The following is a 19,548-nucleotide window of genomic DNA, read 5'->3' as shown; positions in this document are numbered from 1 at the left end:
TCGAGATCACATGTGACCGTCCGGCGGGTTGTCCCTGTTGTCTCGAGCGGGAAAGCCGGGCTGGGGCCGTAATAGTCTCGATACACTCATAGGTCTCGCAGCTGATGCAACGGCTCGCTCGGTTGATGCCTAAAGCGTGATGAGATGAGGATGAATCGTCATCGCGCTTTAGGTTGTTGTTTGCGCATGATCTCTCCGGAAAACCGCTTCACACTTTGCGCTAACACGGGCCGTCGGGTCCGGTTCATGCTTTAGCTTTGAGCCGCAATCAGGCCGGCTCGGTGTTGCGGGAACGATCGGACAGGGCGGTGGAGAGAACGTTATCAAGAGCGCTCTGCTTGTCGCGACGGCGTTGTACCGAAGACGGAATGCACATGGCTTCGCGGTACTTCGCAACCGTGCGGCGGGCGATTTCAATGCCGGACGCACGCAACCGTTCCACAATCGCGTCATCCGACAGGGTTGCGGACGGTTCCTCCGAATCGATCAGCTGCTTGATGTGGTGGCGGACGGCTTCGGCGGAATGCGCCTCGCCACCATCGGCCGACGCAATCGATGCGGTGAAGAAATATTTCAGCTCGAACGTGCCGCGATTGGTCGCTATGTATTTGTTGGCGGTGACGCGCGACACCGTGGATTCATGCATCTGGATTGCGTCGGCGACCGCTTTCAGGTTGAGCGGCCTCAAATGTGCGACACCATGGGTGAAGAAGCCGTCCTGCTGGCGCACGATCTCGGTTGCGACCTTCAGGATGGTGCGGGCGCGCTGATCGAGCGCGCGCACGAGCCAGGTGGCGTTCTGCAACGCTTCGGTGAAATAGGATTTGTCGCCGTCCTTGCCGATTTTCTTCGAAAGCTCCGTGTAATAGGTCTGGTTCACGAGCACGCGCGGCAAGATGTCGCTGTTGAGCTCGACATGCCAGCCGCTGTCGGGGCCTGGGCGGACATAGACGTCCGGCACCATGGCCTGGAGGCGCGAGGAGCCGAACTTCATGCCGGGCTTGGGATTGAGGCGACGGATCTCGCCGATCATGTCGGCGATATCCTCGTCGTCGACGCCGCAGAGCTCGCGCAAGGAAACGATGTCGCGCTTGGCCAACAGATCGAGATTCTCGACCAGCGCCTGCATCGCCGGATCGTAGCGATCGAGCTCACGAAGCTGGATCGCCAGGCACTCGCTCAGAGATCGTGCGCAGACGCCGGGCGGATCGAATTTTTGCAGCACCGCAAGGACATCAGCGACATCCTGCTGCGATGCACCAAGCCGCTCGGCGGCCTCGCCCAGGTCCGCCGGCAGATAGCCGGCCTCATCGACGAGGTCGATGAGATACTGCCCGATCATGCGCTGCGCGGGTGCGGTGAATGCGACCGAGAGCTGCTCGGCGAGATGGTCGGACAGTGTTGTCTCTGCCGCGACAAAAGCTTCGAGATTGTAATCCTCGTCACCGGAGGCGCCCCCGCCCCATTCAGGGTAGACGCTCGTCGCTGCATCCTGGGTGTTACGAACGCCCACCTCGGGAGCTTCTTCGGAAACAACGTTGTGTTCGATTTCAATACGGCTGCCGACATCAGAGCTCGGCCATTCTTCCTGGCCGAGCTCGAACGTTTCGGCGGTCACGTCTGAGGGTTCATGGTCCTGGCCTCCGCGTTCCTCGCGGTCCCTGAACAGGCTGGTTTCGTCAGAAACATCACTGGTTGCGAGCTCATTGTCGCCAGCGGGCTCGAGTAGTGGATTTCGTTCGAGCTCTTCCTCGACGAAGGTCGTGAGATCGAGATTAGACAATTGCAGCAGCTTGATCGCCTGCATCAACTGCGGCGTTATCACCAGCGACTGCCGAAACTCAAATCTCTGCGTCAGACTCATAACGCAATCCTTTCAAAGCTGGTCCAATTGTTGCTTATCATAGAGCTGAAGTACACGACAACAACTTCGGTACGAAGGCACGGTACTCAAGCGCTGGTCGCTGCACTTTCGCTCACGCCAGTTCGACAGTGGCCGGCACTTGCGCGTCCCAGATTGTCGACAACCCACCAAGGAATGTCTGAAAGCCACCCAGAACTCACGACACGTCGAATGGCATCGCAAGCCAGAAATCCATCGAGCCCGGATGTCGCACTGAGGTCCCTTGTGCAAGGAGGGCTCCATGGGATTACCGCTTTTTTGTTCCCGACTTGTCGATCCAGAACGTCTTCGAGAGTCAACGGTCCAGCCCCCGGTTGGCTGCTCAGATGCTGTTCTTCGACTTAGAAAACGACTGCGTCAGGCTCGCCTCAGACCTGACGTTAGCTGTAACGAGCACAGATGCATGCACTTGCGCTGTCACTAGCCCGAACCACACAGCGCCTTGGAGGGGATCGCGCCCGCACACATTAGCTACTAGCCATCAAGGACGTTTCTCGAACGAACTGCTGCAGAGCTCTTTGATTAATGAGTGTGTAACCGGACGGCGTCGTTTCGTTGCCTCCTGAAGGGGGATCTTGTCGGAACCGCCCGGCTATTGATGATCAGGATCTCCGCGAAGCGTGAGTGGACGAAGCGTGATCGAGCTTTCTGCTATGGGCTGGCTCCTGATCGGATTGAATGCCCGCCGCGGATGTGTCGGCCTGAGAGGCACAAACACTGGCACGGGACGTGCAGACCCGCTCTTTACCGGGATTTTGCATCACCCTCCCGAGACCCCAAGTAACGCCGCCCGCGACCATTTTAAGCGGGCGGCGTTGCTGTTTCACCAACCGGCGAGCCAGAGCGCGAGCGCTACGCTCATGAGTAAGCTACCCATGATAGCCATTGCGATAAACACGAATTGCTTGCGATCCATCGCTACTTCCGTATCGCCCGTTCGTCTAGAAACACCTGAAGCGGATAAGCGCCAGTTATGTGTAGACGCTTCTTCCGAATGAAAGCCGCAAGCTCGCCGCCGTTCTCTGGCCATCCCTGGAACCCTGATCATTTAACCGCCGAATACTGCGGTGGCGTCTGGTTCCCGCCGAGGGCTATCCGCGCCGCTTGATCGAAACGTCCTCGAAAGAGACGAACATGAAGATGTGGTGCAGGCCAAGCGGCTGCTCCAAAGCTCTCGTCAACACCTCACCAGCTCTTCCTAAATTTTGCTGTCAGACTCGTGTTCGTTACCCCTTGTGCAGTCTCCCCTATGGCGCTCGAGATCGTGACACCGTTGAACAGCGTCTGCTCGGCACCAAAGCTACGCAGCCATTTTTCGTCGGTGGTCGACATGGTCTGGCCAACAACAAAGCTAGTGCCGATGCCGGTGATTGTCACTTTGGCCGATTGATGGGTCTCATAGTTGCGCATCCCCTGCCCGAGCATGCCGAGGAGCGGTATTTGGCCCTGCTGGATCAGATCGCAGTCAATCTGCAGTGCCAGCGAGTCATCGCTCGGCAGCGGCACCGACTTGATGAGCGAAGTTCCGATTTTGCTACTCTGCTCGCCCGAATCAAAGCGCGCGTTCACCATGGTTTTGTCCCAAAGGGAGCCTGGCCCGGGGGTGGTGGCGGCAGCCCAGGCGATACCAGAGGATTGCGGCACGTTGCCGCCATTAGCAGCTTTCTCCGCGAGCAAATCCCACGTTGTGGTGGGCTCGTGCGCCACACTCATGTCGGCTCCGATCCAAGTGTCCCAAAGCGGAGAGATCGACCTTTTGACAGCGACCGCGGAGGCACCGTTTGATTTCGTGCTGGACGACCAATTCAGATTGTCGCTAGGGGGCCCAGCTTGTGCGGCGTGTGGCCCGGCGACAAATGTGGATACGAAAACGACCGCCCAAAGCGTCGACCTGGCTCGGTCAACTCCTGTCGCGAATCCGACAATGGTGCGCGCAGAGCAATCCGCGTGATGCGAAGCGAGAAACTGATTTGTCATTTGAAGATCTCGTGGCCAGCGTTCTCACATCTTTCTTACAACTTGACGCCACGCTCGATTCAACCCCTTTCGAATAAAGTGCTTTCAATAAGGGACTAGAGATCGCTCCATTGAAAGAAGAAATGATCTACCTGGCTTAAGAGATTCCGTGCGGCGGCCGACTTGGCTGAACAGAGGTCGGCAGCTTGTTGGACATCCGTCCTTTCAGCGTAAGTTAGAGCCTCGCCGCCTCCACACAGACAGGCCAGCGAAGCGCCCAAAAGGATGGGAGCAGGCTGCCTCACCTGGGCACGCGATGCAGGCCGCAACCAGTGCGGCGAGAACATCTTCCTGTCTCAGTTAGAACGCTGCGGCAGGGGCGCTGCGAGCTGGGGGAGATGAGCGTAACCATCTCGCGACATGCCGCTCAGATAGCAATGCACTCAGCCACGTATATGTGGCAAGCAGCCAGCCAATTAAGACCAAAAATGGCTAATCAAGGCGCCGCAATTTGCTGAGAGTCTCTTATGGCCACCGCGCGCACTGCCGAACTCGAACTGACGCAGCATACGACTGACTAGGCCGGAACATTTCGAGTTCGATGCACCACCAAGTTCTTCTGTCGTTCTCAGTTCGGCATGGAGCTTGCTTCATCCACAATACCATCACGTCGCCCTCACCGTGATGTAGGGGCAGACCCTAGTGACCGTCTAAACGGGAGTCGGCCCGATCCATTTCCGCCTGATAGAACCCACTTTTGAGACCATCGCGATCGCGCTAGCCTTGTGATCATGTCCGACCTCTCAGCTAATCTGTCCTGCCACGGGTTCATCACGAATGACGACTGCCTACTCACCCTGGACCCTACAAGTGAGTGTATTCGATGAAGCTATCTCAACCGTTCGCAATGGCCGGCTATCTCATCAATCGGGAAACGATTCTGCGCCTCATGACGATCACCGCATCGGGATGGTTGTTCATGCAGGCGGGCCAGCTCTCGAGCTGGCCTCGGCCAGCACATGCCAGCGCTCCGTCGACTGGGATTCTTGCCGATCCGCCCGCGCCCGACGACCTGGATGCGAATTACAGGTCAGTTGACGCTCGGTCGTTCCCAGCGGGGCACTGCCGCGTCACCGCGCTGGAGCTACGTGCTGTACAGTTGGGCTCACACTACGCAGACGTAGTTTCAGTATTCGGCTGTGCAGGCACTCTCACGGCACGCGAGATTGCCGACGACATGAAGATACACCTATTCGCTTGGAACGACGGGCAGGTTCTGGCGCTTTTCGCTAACGGGCGGCTATTGATTGCATCACAGTCCGACACGTCGTGAAGCACTGATCTTCGCAAGGCATGCATCACTCGATTTATGATCTCGGATTGTGGCCAGATATGGTGACAGCCGAGATCTCAGCCTAGCCCGGACGTCATGAGGACTTGTCGGCCTATGCCGCCCGATCAGCAAACGCACCCTAACAAACGCATTAATGGCCGAAGTCGCCGTCCCTAGCGGTTGAGTGGTGCTGATCGAGGACGCGCGCAAGCTGTGGTGCCGCGCGCAATCTGGTCGCGCTGAGGCACCAAGGGCTGTTTTGCGGCACTGTCCGGTCTGGTCCGCTCATACTAAGTTTGCGCCCGCCCAAATTCCGATCGATCATTTTGACGTTTGCCTTGTCTGCGGCTTAGACATTGCGCGGGCCCGCCCGGTGACAATCGTCGGGCGGCTTTGTTTGCAACGACAAACGACAGCTAGGTTGGTTTCTGGCTCTCGAACTCATCGAGCCAATCGAGTCTAGAAAGCGCAACCTTCTCGGCATGCCACTTGCTTGGTGCTGACCAGCATCACCGCTCCTCTCGCGGTGATGTAGGGCGGACCCATGGAGGCAACGGCGTTCATCGCGCCGGGTCCGCCCGCTCACGATCCGTACCGGTGTGCACAATGAAATCCATATTCGGGCTGATGCGTCGCATGCGCATGGTCTCGCATGGCCACGTTCCGAGACTCTACGATGCGGAAGCCCGCTGTTACAAGATCGACTGTGGCATCAGTTCGCTACGGAACGCTTGTGCCCGTGGGAACGGGGGAAGCGGCTTCCAGCCAATACCGAAGCGGCCTGGGACGCACTTCGGCTTGGATCACAAGACCACATTGTACTTCGTGATGAGAATCAGCTGAGATCTTAACTTTCACGAACATTCTCGTTGATCTACGATTAAAGTCATCGACCTTCCATAGATGCTACTCAGGCAAACTGCATTCGTATCAATGCGCCGCGCAGCGAGTAACAAGCCCGCAAGCGCTTCGCTGAAGTTCGGACTGGTCCGCCTACTTTGTCACCTTGAAGACAAACGGAGCAAACCGACACAGCATCAATCACCTTCTCGAAGATATCTCGCCCTAACCGTATGCAATCGCTCGATTCTGGTTCGGCATAATGCTTGCTTTGTCATGGCCATCATCACCGTCCCTCCCAACCACCCGGTGATGTAGGGGCGGCCCCGAAGTGTTGGGCTTATCGCGGAGGGGCCGCCCGCTCAATGAGCGTCTGCAGATGGGTCGCATCTTGAAAAGTCATGTTTATGGCTTCCCCGTGAAGTTTTAGGCCGATTTAGAGTCTGATTGCTACTCGGAAGTGCCTACAACGATACAACGTCTCCATGAGCGAGAGGAGTACGACTGAGGGAGCGCAGCTTATCTCGAACTGGATCTTTGAATTTTGACTCTCATGTCTACTGAAACACCGCCGCGCGACCTGACAAACCACACGTGCGACAGGCGACATGCGTCGGCCGACGATCACGACGGAGGATCTGATATCCTTGTGTTGGTCGAGTCAGTTGCTCAGTATCAGTGCGCAAGATCGATTCTGAAAGAGGCATTCACTGACGGAGCGGACTTAGAGGGTGATGTCAAACTGGAGGAGCTATTTCACAGACCTGGCATCGCGCGCTATTTCTTGCTCGTCCGCGGGCAACGCACAATTGGGGCTGGTTTGGTTCGGCTGAATGCCATGATGCCGCACTCGATATATGTTCCGTACATTGCCATCCGCGCGACCGATCGGGGAAAACTGTCTACCCGGAGAATGAAGCAACTATTCGCCAAATTCACGCGGAAGATGGGCGCCCGCAGAATTCTGATCGAGGCAGAAAACCCGCATTGCATGGCACTCGATGATTCCTATCGAAAAGAACGCGTCCAACGTTCAGCAAGGAGAATATATCTGCTGCAGCGCGCCCTAGGCGCGAGTTTTATCGACGATCCGGCTCCAGCTGCCGTATATACAAGGCCTGCTTCCGATGATGAGCAGAAGGTGAGAAACTCACTCCTCTTAGGCTTTGTGCCTATTGAGCCAGAGTCGGAAAGCTTCTTTAATCCCGATCGTACGGCAATAACGATCGAGCGCTATCGGCAACTTTATCTCGAGCTGATGCAACTTGATTACGGAGCCGAAACGCTCGTACCCACACCGAGTCCGTTGACCGCTAGATATCCTGCAATTCGCGATTTCATGACTCGGACGAATGCTTGCAGCGAGGAGCGTCGTTGGGTGTCGCTTCATGCCTCGTGATTGCCCAACCAATGGTGCGGCAAGCTGTGAGCGACTGGATCCAACGCCGTTCAACGCAATACGAGTCCAGCCCTTTCACCAACTCTCCACAGTTATGCTTGCGCAAAGAAGCAAGCAGCGTGGCAAACAACGCGGATCCGGCCGCTCCAAATGCGTATTGACCCGCTCTGTCTTCCAGTCAAAGACGATTGACCTTGCTCGAACACCGGCCATAGTTGGTTCAGTATTCACGCTTGATCCAAAGTTTGGCCATCCTTCACTCTTCGAAAGTTGCGGTCTTTCGGAAGCGAGAATGTGAGAGGGAAGGTCTTGGCAAAAAGAGAGCTGAGCGCGGCCTGCTCCTCTACAAGGCGTTTCTCGACGAGTTGGCGTTCTACGTTTGATATTCTCGTCGTTATTAGTCGTCGATACCGGTGTATGTTGTTGCGGTGAGCACGAATTCGAGCCAAATCTTCATCAAGCATCGTCGTAAATCCTGAGGAGCCATACGCTCTTTTAATTTCGGGCAGCAGAAGAAATTTGCAGCGCGAGACTCAGACGTCGTTGAGAGTGCGCACCGGGTCTGTTGATTGCGTTTTGTGATGGAGTTCGTGGATAGCCACAGCCTTTGAAATGAATCTAAGTCGCTTTCGCCCGGGGGAGAGCAGCTTGTCTCATCCCTCGCGCTTACTCGATACATAAGCTATGTCTGGTAACGATTATCGCAATGGCTTGGGCTTGTGGCGCTCAAAACAGGCATTTGAGCACTTTTTTTGAAGAATTCCTTCGTGCCGACCACGCTACGTGAGCAGTGGACCGTCCCGGATAATTGATAATACAGCGGTAAAGGCAACGTTGGCACCTGCTCCAGCCTTCCGCGCGTACGATTGCGCTTTCGCGGCCAGCACTACCTCATCCAGTGCACCGGTTTCAACCAACTCGCTTTTGAGTTGGATAACCAGGCTAGAGATGATAACGAAGCCTGCCGCGAGGGCAGGGAGTTTTTGCATGGGGCGTTCCTATTGTGACGCGCTCCTACGACAAGTAAAGGCCCCCTCGCTATCCCTACATGGCTCGCGCGCCAGAGGTGGCGTTCCCGGGTGGCCGGCTCGAGTGTCGAGTTGGGAGCCACGTTCCGGCTGGGCCTGTAGCTCAATGGTTAGAGCCGGCCGCTCATAACGGTCTGGTTGCAGGTTCGAGTCCTGCCGGGCCCACCAGCCTTGAAAAGGGCCGTTGATCTCTCAGCGCTTTTTGCCAACTAGACAAATTCGCCCACCACAACTAGACAAAATCATTCTTGGTTTTTCGCCACGGTTTGTTCACTTCATCGCGCCCTCGTTTTCTGGGCCTCTTCGAGCTGCGCGATGGCGCGCTTCGCACGGCGCTTGCGGTCGGCGTTCTCAATATAAACCTGAAGCTCGCGCAGATCCTTGTGACCGCTGATCGCTTGCAAGTCGCGCACGTCCAGCACCCGGCCATCGGGCCCCTCGTAATCGGCGAGCCGCGTCAGGCACAGCTTGCGTAGGCCATGGCTGGAGCACTCCGGCAAGCCCGCCTGGTCGCACCACTCGCGCATCTTGTTGCCGAACCCGTTCGCCGTGAACGGCTTGCCGAACGATGTAACGAGGTAGGTCTCGGTGCCAGTCAGCGGCGTCGCCGCAATGATGTCCCTGGTCTCTTGCATCAGCGGCACATTGATCTTCATGCCGGTGCTGCGGCTGGTCTTCTGCGGCGTGAAGTCGGTCAGCACGCCGTTGTGCACGTCGCGCGGCCCGATCCGCACCACGTCGGATTTGCGGACGCCAAGGTTGACGTAGAGCGCGAGCGCCAGCCGCGCCATCGTGCCGACAGGATGCCGCGCGCAGAATTTGGCGTAGATTCCGCTTGACGCGGGTCACGCCTGCGGCGGGATTGGTCGGGATCAGATGCACGGTGACGCAATGGTCGAGGAAGTGCTTCACTGCCTGCAACATGTTGCGCTGAGGTGCGGGCTGAAGCGTGTTGATGTAGGCTTGCAGATGTGGCTGGCCGAGCATGCGAAGCCGTTTCTCGCCGTGCTCATTGCGGAAGCGCTCAAGCGACGACTTACGGCCGGGCCTGGTGCCGGGTGCGAGCGACTTCCATTGCGCGCTTGTGTAGTACAGCACGATCGCAGCATTGACCGTGCCAGGCACCGTGCGCGACGCGCCGATCTCAACCTTCTCAGGCGCCTTGCGGAACGCCAGCGCCTTGTCCAGCGCATCCATGAACTCGGTTGACCACGGCAGCCCTGGCAGGGCCACCGGCTTGACGCCGGGGATGCGCGTGTAGTGCCGTGGATGGCCACAGTCGTCGATGTAGCCCCTGGTGAAGCGCGGCAGTCGGCCTCCCGGTCGCCCTCTCAATCGCGCTGGGCCTTTGCCAGAAGCACGTCCCATTCGTTGCCACCTTCTTTGGTCTCGCAGGGAGCCGCATCGGTCGGCGGAGGTCCTGCGTGGATGACGATCTTGCCCTGCTTGTCGATTTCGACCCGCACGACGGTCAGCCCTGCGCGCTGCGCGCCGACAATGGCCATCTCCAGATCACGGAGGCGGTACGTCGCCGGTTTGCTGCCCATCAGGGCACACTCCTTTTTACTAGAAATCATTATCCTGGACCACCTGAGATCGATCCTATCCAAAGCCTAATTTCGGTAGGAATTTCAGGATTTTAGGCAGCCCTTTGCCGTAGTCGATCGCCCTCATCTTGAACCCGCCGTCAACGCTCTCAATTCGCGGCTCGGCCGGTGTCACTCCTCAGCGGCGGCGGCCGCAATCGTGTGTTGCTTGGCCCTGGCCAGCGCAGCGGCAGCCTGCTCGCGCTCGGCGATCCACGCGAGAAGGGTGCTGCGGCGGCCGCAGATAACTTCGCCCAGGCGGAACAGCGGCAAGTCAGAATGGGCGGCCAAATGGTAGACGCGCCGACGCTTGCCAGGGGAGCCAAACATAAAGCGCGCAATTTCTTCTGCCCCTTCGAGCAGGTCGTCAGCGATATTGCTTTCGGGTCTCTTCATCCGTTCTCTCCTAATTGCGGGAGGACGTTTGCCACCGCGAAGATCGTCCGCTGCGTAATCTTCGTGCTCTCCCGGCGGTCACCGGCAGCGTCGATATTCGCCTGTCGATCGTGGAAGGAGATCAGGCCCAGGCGGGTCTGTGCCGCAACATGTAGGAAGACCGCCGCAACCGGCTTCTCGAATGTGATCTCGAATTCGTACGCCTCATTGGGATAGCGCCGCTTGCCGAGAATGTGCCCGCGCGTTCCCACCAGCGCGACCGCTCTGGTCACGTAGTCCGCGAGCAGCTCCCTCTTGGCCGCCAAGAGCAGTTCCTCAAGCTCGCTCCCGAAGTCGCTCTTCTGCTTGCCTCGCTTCGCCTGCAACGCTCGGTATTGCTTAACCATGTCGGGCGCCGTCCGCGCCGTGTCGGCCGTGTTGGCGGCGATCAGCAGGTTCGCCGCGTCGCGTTCGTCCATTTGAGCGGCTGACGTTCCCCGCCCGGAAGTCTTGATAAGCCCCTCTTCGCGGACAGCCCGTGCGATCGCGGTAACGCGCTCGGCGTCGATCCCTTCCGCGCTCGATATGGCAGTGACCAACTGACTAAGCGTCGCCATGACGTGTCCCCATCTGTAATATTTGCAAATAGACGGATTGTGTGTCAAGTTTCCATTGGAATATTTTTCAGATGGCGCTGGCGCCACGTCGATCTGGGCAAGCAGATCACACGCCAAAGGAAGTTGGCTATGCTTGCTCGCAACAACTCAGGACAGAAAATCGAAGGTATTCGCGCCACCGCCGCCCGCTGGCGCGAGGCGACGCTCGCTGCTGAAGCAATCAGCGCAAAGTGGAAGGCCGGGCTTGCGGGCAAACGCAAGGCACCGGCCCAGGCAGGCGTTGTTAGCAGCCTGTAAAATAGCCGACCTGCTTTCGCCCGGCAACGCCCGGCCTTCCAACCCAAGGGAGGCCATCATGAAGAAACCAAAGCGTTCAACACGCCAACGTGCCGTCGAGAAGTTCGTGGACATCATGCGGAATGGCCACGACCTGCAGCTCACGCTTGGGCAGACGGGAGGGCCGAGCTGGGACCTGACTAACGGGATGCATGTCCCGACCGAGACCGCCAAGTTAATCACCGTGCATTATCAGGTCGAGCCGTGCGGCGACGCATTGTTCGGCGACACGACCTCGCAGACGTATCGGCATAAGTCGCCCTGGCCGAAACTGACCTAGAGGTCGTGCCATGAGCCGCCCCATCTCCGGGCACAAAGCCCAGCGCGAGTGGATGTGCGCCGTCCTGAGAAACTATAGAACCGTCACGCTGCCGGAACTGCCCCAGCTTCTGGCCGCGATGTGGTTGGGCGGCGTTTTCTTTAACTGCACTTCCGGTCGGTGCGATCCGGGCTACGACTTGTTGCTGCGCGAGCTTGGCGTTTCGCGGCGGACACTTTACCGGACTATTGCTGCGCTCAAGGACGGCAGATGGATCAAGGTCCACCGCATTGGTCGCAAGCACGTCCGGTTCGATCTACTGATACCCTCACCGCAAGCAACGTCTCAAGACGAGGCACAATCACCGGCAGCGACCGCAGAGGTGCCAGAAACGCGCAATTTTGGCATCTCAAGCGACCGGTTCGAGGTGCCAGAAACGCGCGACCTTGGCACCTCAAGCAATCCGTTCGAGGTGCCAGAATTGGGCGGTTCGCAAGTTCTAGAGGTGCCACGCATAGCTGGCAGCACATATGAACCTGTAAGAGAACCCGAAGGCGCGCCTCCGGCGCGCAGCACCTCCCGTGTGGATAGAGAAGGGCCAAGCGAGACAACACCTCCCGAGCCGCAGAGACCTTCCCAGCGCGCGCCTGATGGCGCGCTGACACAACCGGCGAGCCCATCCTCACCATCTCGCGACCCTCCAATGGATGCTGCCAGGAACGACGTCCTGGCGGCGTTCGCGGACGTGAGGCATGCGTGGCCGACCGACCGCATCGGCGACGAGACCGAAGCCTATCAGGCGTTCGTCGCCGCACTGGCTGCTCGGCATGATACGAACGTGGTTATCGACGCCGTCGAGAACCTGCTTTGGGAGAGCGGCGCTGACGTACCGTGGCTCAGCGATGCTCTGGTCGCCATTGAGCACGGCGCATGAGCGGCATCCATCAGCGCAATCAGGTGCAGGCCCCCAGGGCAATGACGAGCAAACGAAAGGAGCGAGATCATGACAGCGCGTGTTCACTACCCTGAGATCAAGTGGCGGACCCGAATTCTTGTCGAGACGCGCCGCCAGCGCCGCACCGGCAAGATCATCTTTCGGGCGTGGACGATCTCGCCATACGGCAAGAGCTACATCGAGTACGACGATCCTCTTTGGCTCGCTCAATCCATGTTCGGGATGATGCAACACGGGTGCGTTGTCGAGTGGAAGGGAGAGCCCCGGCGTGGTGTCGCCGCCGAGGTTACGGAAATCCCGGTCCTTCGCGGCAATGAAGAGGCGTGAACATGAGCAACCGTGGCCAGCGCCGCCGCGATCTTGCGGAGTTCAGGAAGGCATCTCACTTATCGCTGTTGACCTACCTGGTCGCCGCCCATACGCCGCTCGATGATCATCCGCTGCTGCGCAATGCCCTTGCGTTTTGGCGCGGCAACATCCGCCAGCGACGACCGTTCTGTCCAGCATGTCGCGCCTCGTTTGCCGACGACGCCGAACCCGGTGCGTTTTTGTTCGCCGTTCCTGCGGTCGCGCCGACATCGGTCACCGTGTCGGGGTTCTGCACTCAATGCTGGAGTGACCTACCGCCCGATGTGATTGAGTGCGAGGCGGTGCGGGTGCTGCGGCGCCTGATCCCCAGCGGCGGGTTTATTGACGGATGAAGCCGGTTCGAACGATTGAATTCGCGCACGCGGTCCCGCTCGATGGGCGCGGCCATCGTTTGGCCGACACGACCCTGGCGATCGATGAGCGCGATCGATGGCTCGCTCAAGCCGCCGCGCTGTACATGCCCGGCCAGTCATCCCGGGCGGCGGCGCTCCGGCTGCGCGTCGCCCTCGCGCGTTATCGCGAGGGGGCATGGCGTCGGCAACGGGTTGAGGATCAATGCCCTGGGCGGCTGCGTGGCCGGATCGAGCAATTTTGTTGGCTGATCTTGCGCTCTCGCGACCATGTTCCGAGCGAGCGCGTGATCCGACGCGCGCTCGACGGGGCGCGAGGTGGTCTTACCTAAGACCACCTTTCACGATGCGGCGCACACATCGACAATGTGTGCGACACCGGAGCCGGTCCAACGTTGGCCCAGGGGGCTATTCGTGGCCCACGGCGGCGTCCAGACTACGACGCGATGACAAGCAGCAACGCGAGGACGCATCATGGCTCCCCGATCGCAAATGTTCGACGCCCAGACCGGTGGTTTCAAGCGACCCACCGAAGCCGAGGTGCAAACCGCGTACGATGCGATCAACGCGCCGCTGCCTGGAGCCTTCATGGTCCATGAGTTCGGAGACCTTGCCGACACATTGCCCGGCGAGGCGTCTCGATCGAAGCTGCTTGCCCTTCGTCAGCGGACGGCGGATGCGCGGGCGGTCTGGCTCCCGATCAGCGATGAAATTCGCGAGCTGCGGCTTGAGAAGCAGCGCAGCGATGCCCGCGTGGCAGCGCTTACGCTTCGGAGGGGCTCTGGTGGTCCGAATTTGGATGAGAGCGATCCGCAGGTCGCCGACATCAAGCGGAAGATTGAGAAGCTCGTAAGCGAACTGGAGCGGCTCACCACGTCGGAGCAGCATCGTGCCGCATCTGCGCACGTCACCGCCGCCCTGTTGCGATCCGTCGAGGAATGGCTTCGGCGCGGACGGCCCGGGGGCACCGTCCTGGTCGAGGCGCCGGTGATCGAGGTTAGCGAGCTGCTGAAGCGCGGCGAGCAGCTCCCGGCCGCAATTGGGCGCCTTCGCGCGAGGTTAAAAGAAGCTTCGGCTGATGAACATCGCATTAGGTCCGCCCCGTTCCCCAGCGCAGACGTGAAGCGCAAGCTTCGCGAACAGCTCGCCGCTGTGGCTTCGTATGGCGAACCCGACCTTAGCGGCATGATCGAGCATGGAACGGGCGACATCGGATGGTCGCGCGAGACGGTCAACATCCCGCTGGTCGCGATGGACAAGCAAGGCGGGCCGATCATTGGCAGCGCCAGCGGAGAGCTCACGGCCACCATGGCAACGATGATCTGGATGCTCGGCCCGGAAGCGATCGGCAAGAGGCTGGACGCGCTCGTTGACCAACAGGCAGAGGACGGCGTCGCGTTGTCGGCGACCGACCGTGCGACAAAGCTTTCCGAGATCGCATTCGACCGGGCACGCCTTGAAGCCGAGGAGGCCGCGCTTGTCTGGCGCGCGCAGGAGGCGGGCGACAGCGTCGAGCACCGGACCGATTGCGATCCGCGCGCGGTGTTGGGCATCGAATTGCGAACCGTTTCACGATGAAAGTTTCTCCGCACTGGAATGAGCTGGTGCGGCGAAACCGGAAGCCTCTGTCGACGGTCTCGTCGGCGGGGCCGCGTCGAAGTCGCTCGGATCAGCCTTAGTCCAGGGCAAATATGCTGAAGCCGCGCGGCCCCGCGATCCCGCGCCATGCGGTTCGGCCCAAGTACCTTTCAAAAGCGAGCGAAATGATCCTGTGGAGATCCTGCGTGTCCGATCCCGAGCACTAAGGACAACGCGCAACTCTATGTGGTATGCGCTTTGGTTCAAGGCTGGGGGGCCTCATGAAACTGACCAAGCTCAAGCTCGAGAATTTTCGCTGCTTCAAGGACGAGGTGTGCATCGAGTTCGATGACATAACAGCGATCGTGGGCCGAAACGATGTTGGAAAATCCACCATCATGGATAGTCTCGCGATTTTTTTCGATGAGGCCAAGCCCGACAAGGACGACGCCTGCCTTTCGGGTGATCGCAAAGCCGTGCGGATCACCTGCGAGTTTGATGATCTACCCGAGAAGATCGTTTTAGATGCCGACTACGAAACCAACTTGGAGGCCGAATACCTCGTCAACATCGAGGGTCGGCTGGAAATCCGCAAAACATACGACGGCTCACTCACGACCCCTAAGCTGATTTCTGTGGAAGCTATTGCGGTCCACCCCACTGTGAACGGAGCGAACGACTTACTACAGCTAAAGAAGGCCGATCTTCTAGCCCGAGCGGCTGAACTTGCAGTGGACCTCACAAACGTCAACAGGCAGGCCAACGCACCGATCCGCGCAGCGATTTGGCGAGGCATAGAGGGGCTAAGGCTCGACCTAATGCCTGTCTCTTTGGAGAAAGAAGGCGGGAAACAGGTTTGGTCCGCTCTCGCTCCATATCTTCCAGCGTTCGCCTTGTTCAAATCTGACAGAGCGAGTACGGACCAGGACGCGGAGGCGCAGGACCCACTAAAGGCGGCCATTCGCGACGCGCTAAAAGCTGTCGAGCAGGATTTAGCCAAAATCCAATCCCACGTCGAAGCCGAGGTCCGAAGGATCGCGGAGGCGACCGTCCAAAAGATCAAGGAGATGGATGCATCCGTCGCCCAAACACTTAATCCCGTTGTAACGACCAAGAAGTGGGACAGCCTATTCCAAACCAGCATTACAGGCGATGAGGGAATTCCTCTCAACAAGAGAGGGAGTGGGGTCAAGCGCCTTGTGCTCCTGAACTTCTTCAGGGCGAAGGCCGAGAAGGCGGCGATCGAGAAGCAGGCGGGCTCGGTCATCTATGCGATTGAAGAGCCCGAGACGGGGCAGCATCCGCGGAACCAACGCATGTTGATGTCTGCGCTCTCTGATCTGTCGGCAGTCGCCGGGCGGCAGGTAATTGTAACCACTCATACACCGATGCTTGCTCGGGCGCTTCCCGATACTTCCCTACGTTTTATTGAGGCACAAGAGAACGGCACTCGGACGATTGCTGTCGGAGGGCATGACACAAATGCTCGGATCGCACATTCCCTTGGCGTCCTGCCAGATCATACGGTCAAGTTATTCGTCGGCGTCGAAGGAAAGCACGACATCGCCTTCCTCAAGGGCATAAGCAAGATGCTAAGGACGGAGGGGGTCGATGTGCCAGATATTGAGGCGCTCGAGGTATCCGGCGAACTTATCTTCTTCCCGTTTGGAGGCAACAATCTCGCGCTCTGGACATCCCGACTTCACCCTCTGAACAGGCCTGAGTTCCACATCTACGACCGTGACAACCCACCGCCGCAGGCCGGGAAGTACGATGCATTTGCTGCTCAGGTGAACGCGCGCGATGGCTGTTCGGCCGTCACGACCAGTAAGCGCGAAATGGAGAATTTCCTCCATCCGGACGCCATCCTAGAAGCTTACCAACACCAAAACATAGTCGTCTCGTTCGGAGCGCCGTTCTCAGACTTTGATGACGTCCCCACGCTTGTTGCGCAGGCAGTGCACACGGCTTCGGCGGGTACGCCTTGGCCCATTAATGATCCAAAGAAATGCAACAAGAAAGCCGGTCAGGCGAAGACGCTGCTCAACACGGCAGCGGTCGCCAAGATGTCTCGCGACCGTCTCGCGCAGTCTGACCCGGGAGGTGAGGTTATCGGCTGGCTCAGGCACATCGGAGAGCGGGTGGCGCAGGCGCCATAAGCAACCAGGGTACGGCTGTCCCATTTTTTCGATAGGAGAGACGCAGAGGGAGGCGGCTTGGACTTGATGTTCGATCGCCGCGGGCCTGTGAGCGAGGGGGGGCAAATATGCTGCGCTGGTGGATCAACTATCAGTACTGGAAGCAGGACACGATAAGATTTGAGTACCGCGTGGTGCTCATTATTCTCTTGTTTTTAGCAGCCGCGTGTTTGGTTGTCGCTGGCGCGTATGCCGGGCCTGAGTTTCGAGGCAAATGGGTCAATAGCGCTGGATTGATGTTTGACGTTGGGGGAGTGGTGCAACTCCACATAAGCGGCCTATTCGACAGGATCGTCGACGAGTACGGCGATGAGGAAAAATACCCGTATGGCCCGCCCTCTCACATTACGCGCCGAATAATCGACAATCCAGACGAGCCAGTCCGCATGTGGATACGGGGCTTTCTGTTCTTCGATGCGAACACCGGCTTCTACCTTCTCTTAGCTGGGTTCGCGTTCCAATTGATGGGCACGTGGGTTTAGAGATGAACTACAGGCGAGGTTTCTTGAGAATATGGATCATCCTGTCGGTGCTGTTCGCGATCGGTGTGGCCATTGTCTCGTACAAAGAAGTGAGCGGCGAATTCGAGAAGGCGTCGCTTGATTTCAGTCAAGTCGGCATATTGATGTTACCAGTTGATTGCCGGGAGGCTCGCGGCAAATCAGGCGTCGATTTTGAACCGCCTGACCGACCATGGAATGCATACGCAGCAACTCCAAACTGCTGGTACAAGCTCCCAGACTTTCGCCGACTTTATCCAGAGTATCGGGACCTCTCTGAAACAGCGTTGAGCGATAAGCTATATGACAAGGCGGGGATCGTTCGTACTCCGGCGCGGCCGTGGAGAGCGCTCGGAATGGCGCTCGCAATCGCGTTCGCGGTACCGTTGTTCGTGCTGATCATCGGCGTTGCCCTTGGTTGGGCGCTTTCCGGATTTCGCACGAAGCCAAGCTGACAGTGAGCCATACGGCGTTCTGGGTCCTTCATGCAGCTGCCCGATCTTCCTTATCTGCCCCGCGCATGACGATTTTGAGCGCATCATCCGGCAGTGGTCGCTGCAACGCCTTCGCTTCGTCCCACGGTGTGCGCGCATCCACGCGTTGCGCTCCTCGTCGGTCATAAGGATTACAGGTATTGCTTTCGGATGGATCGGCTCGACCACAGCGTTCGGCGCGGTGGTCAAGAAGCCGTAGACCTGGTGCGGCCCTGGGATCGGCTTTGACTTTGTGCCCCGGTCGCCCTTGAACTCGGTCCAGATACCCGCGAACGCGAACAGCGGCCGGTCCTGGTTCAGCGCGAACCAGACCACGTCCTTTTTCTTGGTCTCGGGGTTCGGCTCCGGTGCGTACTCGGCGAAGCTATTGGCCGGGACCAGGCAGCGGCTCTCGGGCTTGAGCCAACCGCGCCAGTGCGGTGATGACGTGTTGCGGATGTGGCCGCCTCTAGCTCTGGGCTTTGCCGCGTGCTGGCTGGTATTCCTAGGGCGCCTTCCCTGACGCCTCGCCCGCCACTCTCGGCGCGCTGACGCGCAGCGTTTGCGTTCAACCTACCGGAGGGTCGCTAGGGCGCGTGCTTGCCGGTATCAGTCGTCCGCTTATCCTGACGCAGCGCTTCCAAGGCAATCCGGGCGTGGCGCGCAGCCTTGTGGTTACCGGTTTTCTCGATGTGCTCTATGGCCCAGGTCAAGTATTGGATCGCCGTCTCGGCATGAGGATCGGGGCGAGCTGGCATTGCAGTTAGGAAGGCAATCGGGCCGGGTGGTTGCGGACTAGCGTTCTTGCATCGTAGGCCGGTTCACTTCCTGCCTTCTTAGACGAGAGTAGGCGGTTTTGGATACGGCAAATGCGCTTGGTTGCCATTCGTTTCCGGTACCGTGTTTCTACGCTGCTCCGCCGAGCCTAGACAAATGCCCATGAGCAAACTGCAGCTAAGTCCGCGCGAGAAGCAGCTTCTGAGGCGCCTCGCCGCTGGGAACACTGACGATCAGATCGCCGAGCGACTTGGCGGGACCGTCGAGCAAGTCGGACAGCAGCGAGAGCGCTTGCTTGCTAAGCTGGGCGTGAGCACAACGGCAGAGATCGTGGACGCAGCCGAGCGACTGCTGGGCAACGTACAAAGGCGTAACGTAGGCCCGGTGTCTCGGCGCGCTGTACGGCCTTCGTACGCCGCGCGTTCGCAGCCTAAGGTAATGGTCGACGAGTTTCTCATGCCCCCGAAACGAAGGCATCCAGTTCAAACATGGCGGCTCTCTTGGCCAGCCTCCGCAGCTGCGCGACCTGCCATAGGTAGGCTAAATGGAAACGTATCTTGGGAGAGGGCTTCGATGGAAGCCCTCTCTTCACTCATTCGGCGCTCAATGTAGGCGCGCTCCAGATCTGAAAGTTGGGTCGCGAGCAGCCTGCGGTACCGATGTACATTGTGGTGATGAGCCCGCAAGCGAGCCAAATTCTCGTCGATCATCATCAG

20 protein-coding genes, 1 tRNA gene and 2 pseudogenes are annotated in these 19,548 nt (G+C 58.8%); 14 read left to right on the top strand and 9 right to left on the bottom strand.

Annotated elements, in window-relative coordinates:
* Window positions 1–268: 268 nt before the first annotated feature.
* Together rpoN and ACNJYB_RS06165 are read right to left on the bottom strand one after the other, a co-directional pair.
* The gene (rpoN, locus tag ACNJYB_RS06170; protein ID WP_439373174.1) at window positions 269–1,864 is read right to left on the bottom strand and encodes an RNA polymerase factor sigma-54; all 1,596 of its coding nucleotides are present in this window, start codon (window positions 1,862–1,864) and stop codon (window positions 269–271) included.
* Between the two features lie 1,224 nt (window positions 1,865–3,088).
* Window positions 3,089–3,616 (bottom strand): hypothetical protein, encoded by a 528-nt coding sequence (locus ACNJYB_RS06165; RefSeq protein ID WP_439373173.1) that lies wholly within the window; start codon window positions 3,614–3,616, stop codon window positions 3,089–3,091.
* Window positions 3,617–4,733: 1,117 nt separating this feature from the next.
* Between ACNJYB_RS06165 and ACNJYB_RS06160 the strand changes: the two genes are divergently transcribed.
* The gene (locus ACNJYB_RS06160) at window positions 4,734–5,192 is read left to right on the top strand and encodes a hypothetical protein (protein WP_439373172.1); all 459 of its coding nucleotides are present in this window, start codon (window positions 4,734–4,736) and stop codon (window positions 5,190–5,192) included.
* Between the two features lie 1,492 nt (window positions 5,193–6,684).
* Window positions 6,685–7,431 carry a hypothetical protein gene (locus ACNJYB_RS06155; RefSeq protein ID WP_439373171.1) on the top strand — a complete coding sequence of 249 codons (747 nt, stop codon included), beginning with the start codon at window positions 6,685–6,687 and terminating at the stop codon, window positions 7,429–7,431.
* A 779-nt stretch (window positions 7,432–8,210) separates the two neighbouring features.
* Here the strand turns inward: ACNJYB_RS06155 and ACNJYB_RS06150 are convergent.
* Window positions 8,211–8,420, bottom strand: a complete 210-nt coding sequence (locus ACNJYB_RS06150; RefSeq protein WP_439373170.1) for a hypothetical protein — start codon at window positions 8,418–8,420, stop codon at window positions 8,211–8,213.
* 131 nt (window positions 8,421–8,551) lie between these two features.
* Here ACNJYB_RS06150 and ACNJYB_RS06145 point away from each other — a divergent pair.
* Window positions 8,552–8,627: transfer RNA gene (locus ACNJYB_RS06145), tRNA-Ile, on the top strand.
* A 107-nt stretch (window positions 8,628–8,734) separates the two neighbouring features.
* Here ACNJYB_RS06145 and ACNJYB_RS06140 read toward each other — a convergent pair.
* The 4 genes from ACNJYB_RS06140 to ACNJYB_RS06125 all read right to left on the bottom strand — a co-directional run bounded on the left by ACNJYB_RS06140 (window position 8,735) and on the right by ACNJYB_RS06125 (window position 11,037).
* Window positions 8,735–9,250, bottom strand: a complete 516-nt coding sequence (locus ACNJYB_RS06140; RefSeq protein ID WP_439373169.1) for a tyrosine-type recombinase/integrase — start codon at window positions 9,248–9,250, stop codon at window positions 8,735–8,737.
* Between the two features lie 540 nt (window positions 9,251–9,790).
* On the bottom strand, window positions 9,791–10,006 hold the full coding sequence (locus tag ACNJYB_RS06135) for a hypothetical protein (protein ID WP_439373168.1): 216 nt from the start codon (window positions 10,004–10,006) through the stop codon (window positions 9,791–9,793).
* Between the two features lie 171 nt (window positions 10,007–10,177).
* Window positions 10,178–10,441: a DNA-binding protein gene (locus ACNJYB_RS06130; protein ID WP_439373167.1), complete on the bottom strand. Its 264-nt coding sequence runs from the start codon at window positions 10,439–10,441 to the stop codon at window positions 10,178–10,180.
* Window positions 10,438–11,037, bottom strand: a complete 600-nt coding sequence (locus tag ACNJYB_RS06125; RefSeq protein WP_439373166.1) for a hypothetical protein — start codon at window positions 11,035–11,037, stop codon at window positions 10,438–10,440. Before ACNJYB_RS06125 ends, ACNJYB_RS06130 begins: the two co-directional genes overlap by 4 nt.
* 129 nt (window positions 11,038–11,166) lie before the next feature.
* Between ACNJYB_RS06125 and ACNJYB_RS06120 the strand changes: the two genes are divergently transcribed.
* From ACNJYB_RS06120 to ACNJYB_RS06075, 10 genes are all read left to right on the top strand, one after another.
* A complete protein-coding gene (locus ACNJYB_RS06120) occupies window positions 11,167–11,334 on the top strand; it encodes a hypothetical protein (RefSeq protein WP_439373165.1) in 168 nt (55 codons plus the stop codon).
* A 58-nt stretch (window positions 11,335–11,392) separates the two neighbouring features.
* Window positions 11,393–11,653 carry a hypothetical protein gene (locus tag ACNJYB_RS06115; RefSeq protein WP_439373164.1) on the top strand — a complete coding sequence of 87 codons (261 nt, stop codon included), beginning with the start codon at window positions 11,393–11,395 and terminating at the stop codon, window positions 11,651–11,653.
* Between the two features lie 10 nt (window positions 11,654–11,663).
* Window positions 11,664–12,566 (top strand): helix-turn-helix transcriptional regulator, encoded by a 903-nt coding sequence (locus tag ACNJYB_RS06110; RefSeq protein WP_439373163.1) that lies wholly within the window; start codon window positions 11,664–11,666, stop codon window positions 12,564–12,566.
* Between the two features lie 69 nt (window positions 12,567–12,635).
* A complete protein-coding gene (locus ACNJYB_RS06105; RefSeq protein ID WP_439373162.1) occupies window positions 12,636–12,914 on the top strand; it encodes a hypothetical protein in 279 nt (92 codons plus the stop codon).
* 2 nt (window positions 12,915–12,916) lie between these two features.
* Window positions 12,917–13,288 carry a hypothetical protein gene (locus ACNJYB_RS06100; protein WP_439373161.1) on the top strand — a complete coding sequence of 124 codons (372 nt, stop codon included), beginning with the start codon at window positions 12,917–12,919 and terminating at the stop codon, window positions 13,286–13,288.
* A complete protein-coding gene (locus ACNJYB_RS06095) occupies window positions 13,285–13,638 on the top strand; it encodes a hypothetical protein (protein WP_439373160.1) in 354 nt (117 codons plus the stop codon). Before ACNJYB_RS06100 ends, ACNJYB_RS06095 begins: the two co-directional genes overlap by 4 nt.
* A 160-nt stretch (window positions 13,639–13,798) precedes the next feature.
* The gene (locus ACNJYB_RS06090; protein ID WP_439373159.1) at window positions 13,799–14,884 is read left to right on the top strand and encodes a hypothetical protein; all 1,086 of its coding nucleotides are present in this window, start codon (window positions 13,799–13,801) and stop codon (window positions 14,882–14,884) included.
* A 281-nt stretch (window positions 14,885–15,165) separates the two neighbouring features.
* Window positions 15,166–17,043 carry an ATP-binding protein gene (locus ACNJYB_RS06085; protein WP_439373158.1) on the top strand — a complete coding sequence of 626 codons (1,878 nt, stop codon included), beginning with the start codon at window positions 15,166–15,168 and terminating at the stop codon, window positions 17,041–17,043.
* A 107-nt stretch (window positions 17,044–17,150) separates the two neighbouring features.
* Entirely contained in the window at window positions 17,151–17,564 is a 414-nt protein-coding gene (locus ACNJYB_RS06080; RefSeq protein ID WP_439373157.1) for a hypothetical protein, read from the top strand.
* A gap of 2 nt (window positions 17,565–17,566) precedes the next feature.
* Entirely contained in the window at window positions 17,567–18,037 is a 471-nt protein-coding gene (locus tag ACNJYB_RS06075) for a hypothetical protein (RefSeq protein ID WP_439373156.1), read from the top strand.
* Window positions 18,038–18,065: 28 nt separating this feature from the next.
* Here ACNJYB_RS06075 and ACNJYB_RS06070 read toward each other — a convergent pair.
* Window positions 18,066–18,517, bottom strand: a pseudogene (locus ACNJYB_RS06070) (SOS response-associated peptidase family protein); the annotation flags it as partial.
* A 471-nt stretch (window positions 18,518–18,988) separates the two neighbouring features.
* Between ACNJYB_RS06070 and ACNJYB_RS06065 the strand changes: the two are divergent.
* Window positions 18,989–19,111, top strand: a pseudogene (locus ACNJYB_RS06065) (LuxR C-terminal-related transcriptional regulator); the annotation flags it as partial.
* A gap of 203 nt (window positions 19,112–19,314) precedes the next feature.
* Here the strand turns inward: ACNJYB_RS06065 and ACNJYB_RS06060 are convergent.
* A complete protein-coding gene (locus tag ACNJYB_RS06060) occupies window positions 19,315–19,545 on the bottom strand; it encodes a hypothetical protein (protein ID WP_439373155.1) in 231 nt (76 codons plus the stop codon).
* Window positions 19,546–19,548 lie beyond the last annotated feature (3 nt).

This window comes from Bradyrhizobium sp. SMVTL-02 (assembly GCF_051853005.1).
Classification (GTDB): Bacteria; Pseudomonadota; Alphaproteobacteria; order Rhizobiales; family Xanthobacteraceae; genus Bradyrhizobium.
Note: the sequence above shows the minus strand (reverse complement) of the source record. Positions and strands in the feature narration are given on the sequence as shown.

Coding starts and splice junctions, on each gene's coding strand:
- ACNJYB_RS06125 (WP_439373166.1), bottom strand. CDS start 11,037: ATGGCGACGCTTAGTCAGTTGGTCACTGCCATATCGAGCGCGGAAGGG.
- ACNJYB_RS06075 (WP_439373156.1), top strand. CDS start 17,567: ATGAACTACAGGCGAGGTTTCTTGAGAATATGGATCATCCTGTCGGTG.
- ACNJYB_RS06140 (WP_439373169.1), bottom strand. CDS start 9,250: ATGGCGCGGCTGGCGCTCGCGCTCTACGTCAACCTTGGCGTCCGCAAA.
- ACNJYB_RS06135 (WP_439373168.1), bottom strand. CDS start 10,006: ATGGGCAGCAAACCGGCGACGTACCGCCTCCGTGATCTGGAGATGGCC.
- rpoN (WP_439373174.1), bottom strand. CDS start 1,864: ATGAGTCTGACGCAGAGATTTGAGTTTCGGCAGTCGCTGGTGATAACG.
- ACNJYB_RS06060 (WP_439373155.1), bottom strand. CDS start 19,545: ATGATGATCGACGAGAATTTGGCTCGCTTGCGGGCTCATCACCACAAT.
- ACNJYB_RS06090 (WP_439373159.1), top strand. CDS start 13,799: ATGTTCGACGCCCAGACCGGTGGTTTCAAGCGACCCACCGAAGCCGAG.
- ACNJYB_RS06095 (WP_439373160.1), top strand. CDS start 13,285: ATGAAGCCGGTTCGAACGATTGAATTCGCGCACGCGGTCCCGCTCGAT.
- ACNJYB_RS06115 (WP_439373164.1), top strand. CDS start 11,393: ATGAAGAAACCAAAGCGTTCAACACGCCAACGTGCCGTCGAGAAGTTC.
- ACNJYB_RS06165 (WP_439373173.1), bottom strand. CDS start 3,616: ATGAGTGTGGCGCACGAGCCCACCACAACGTGGGATTTGCTCGCGGAG.
- ACNJYB_RS06130 (WP_439373167.1), bottom strand. CDS start 10,441: ATGAAGAGACCCGAAAGCAATATCGCTGACGACCTGCTCGAAGGGGCA.
- ACNJYB_RS06080 (WP_439373157.1), top strand. CDS start 17,151: ATGCTGCGCTGGTGGATCAACTATCAGTACTGGAAGCAGGACACGATA.
- ACNJYB_RS06085 (WP_439373158.1), top strand. CDS start 15,166: ATGAAACTGACCAAGCTCAAGCTCGAGAATTTTCGCTGCTTCAAGGAC.
- ACNJYB_RS06110 (WP_439373163.1), top strand. CDS start 11,664: ATGAGCCGCCCCATCTCCGGGCACAAAGCCCAGCGCGAGTGGATGTGC.
- ACNJYB_RS06150 (WP_439373170.1), bottom strand. CDS start 8,420: ATGCAAAAACTCCCTGCCCTCGCGGCAGGCTTCGTTATCATCTCTAGC.
- ACNJYB_RS06100 (WP_439373161.1), top strand. CDS start 12,917: ATGAGCAACCGTGGCCAGCGCCGCCGCGATCTTGCGGAGTTCAGGAAG.
- ACNJYB_RS06120 (WP_439373165.1), top strand. CDS start 11,167: ATGCTTGCTCGCAACAACTCAGGACAGAAAATCGAAGGTATTCGCGCC.
- ACNJYB_RS06105 (WP_439373162.1), top strand. CDS start 12,636: ATGACAGCGCGTGTTCACTACCCTGAGATCAAGTGGCGGACCCGAATT.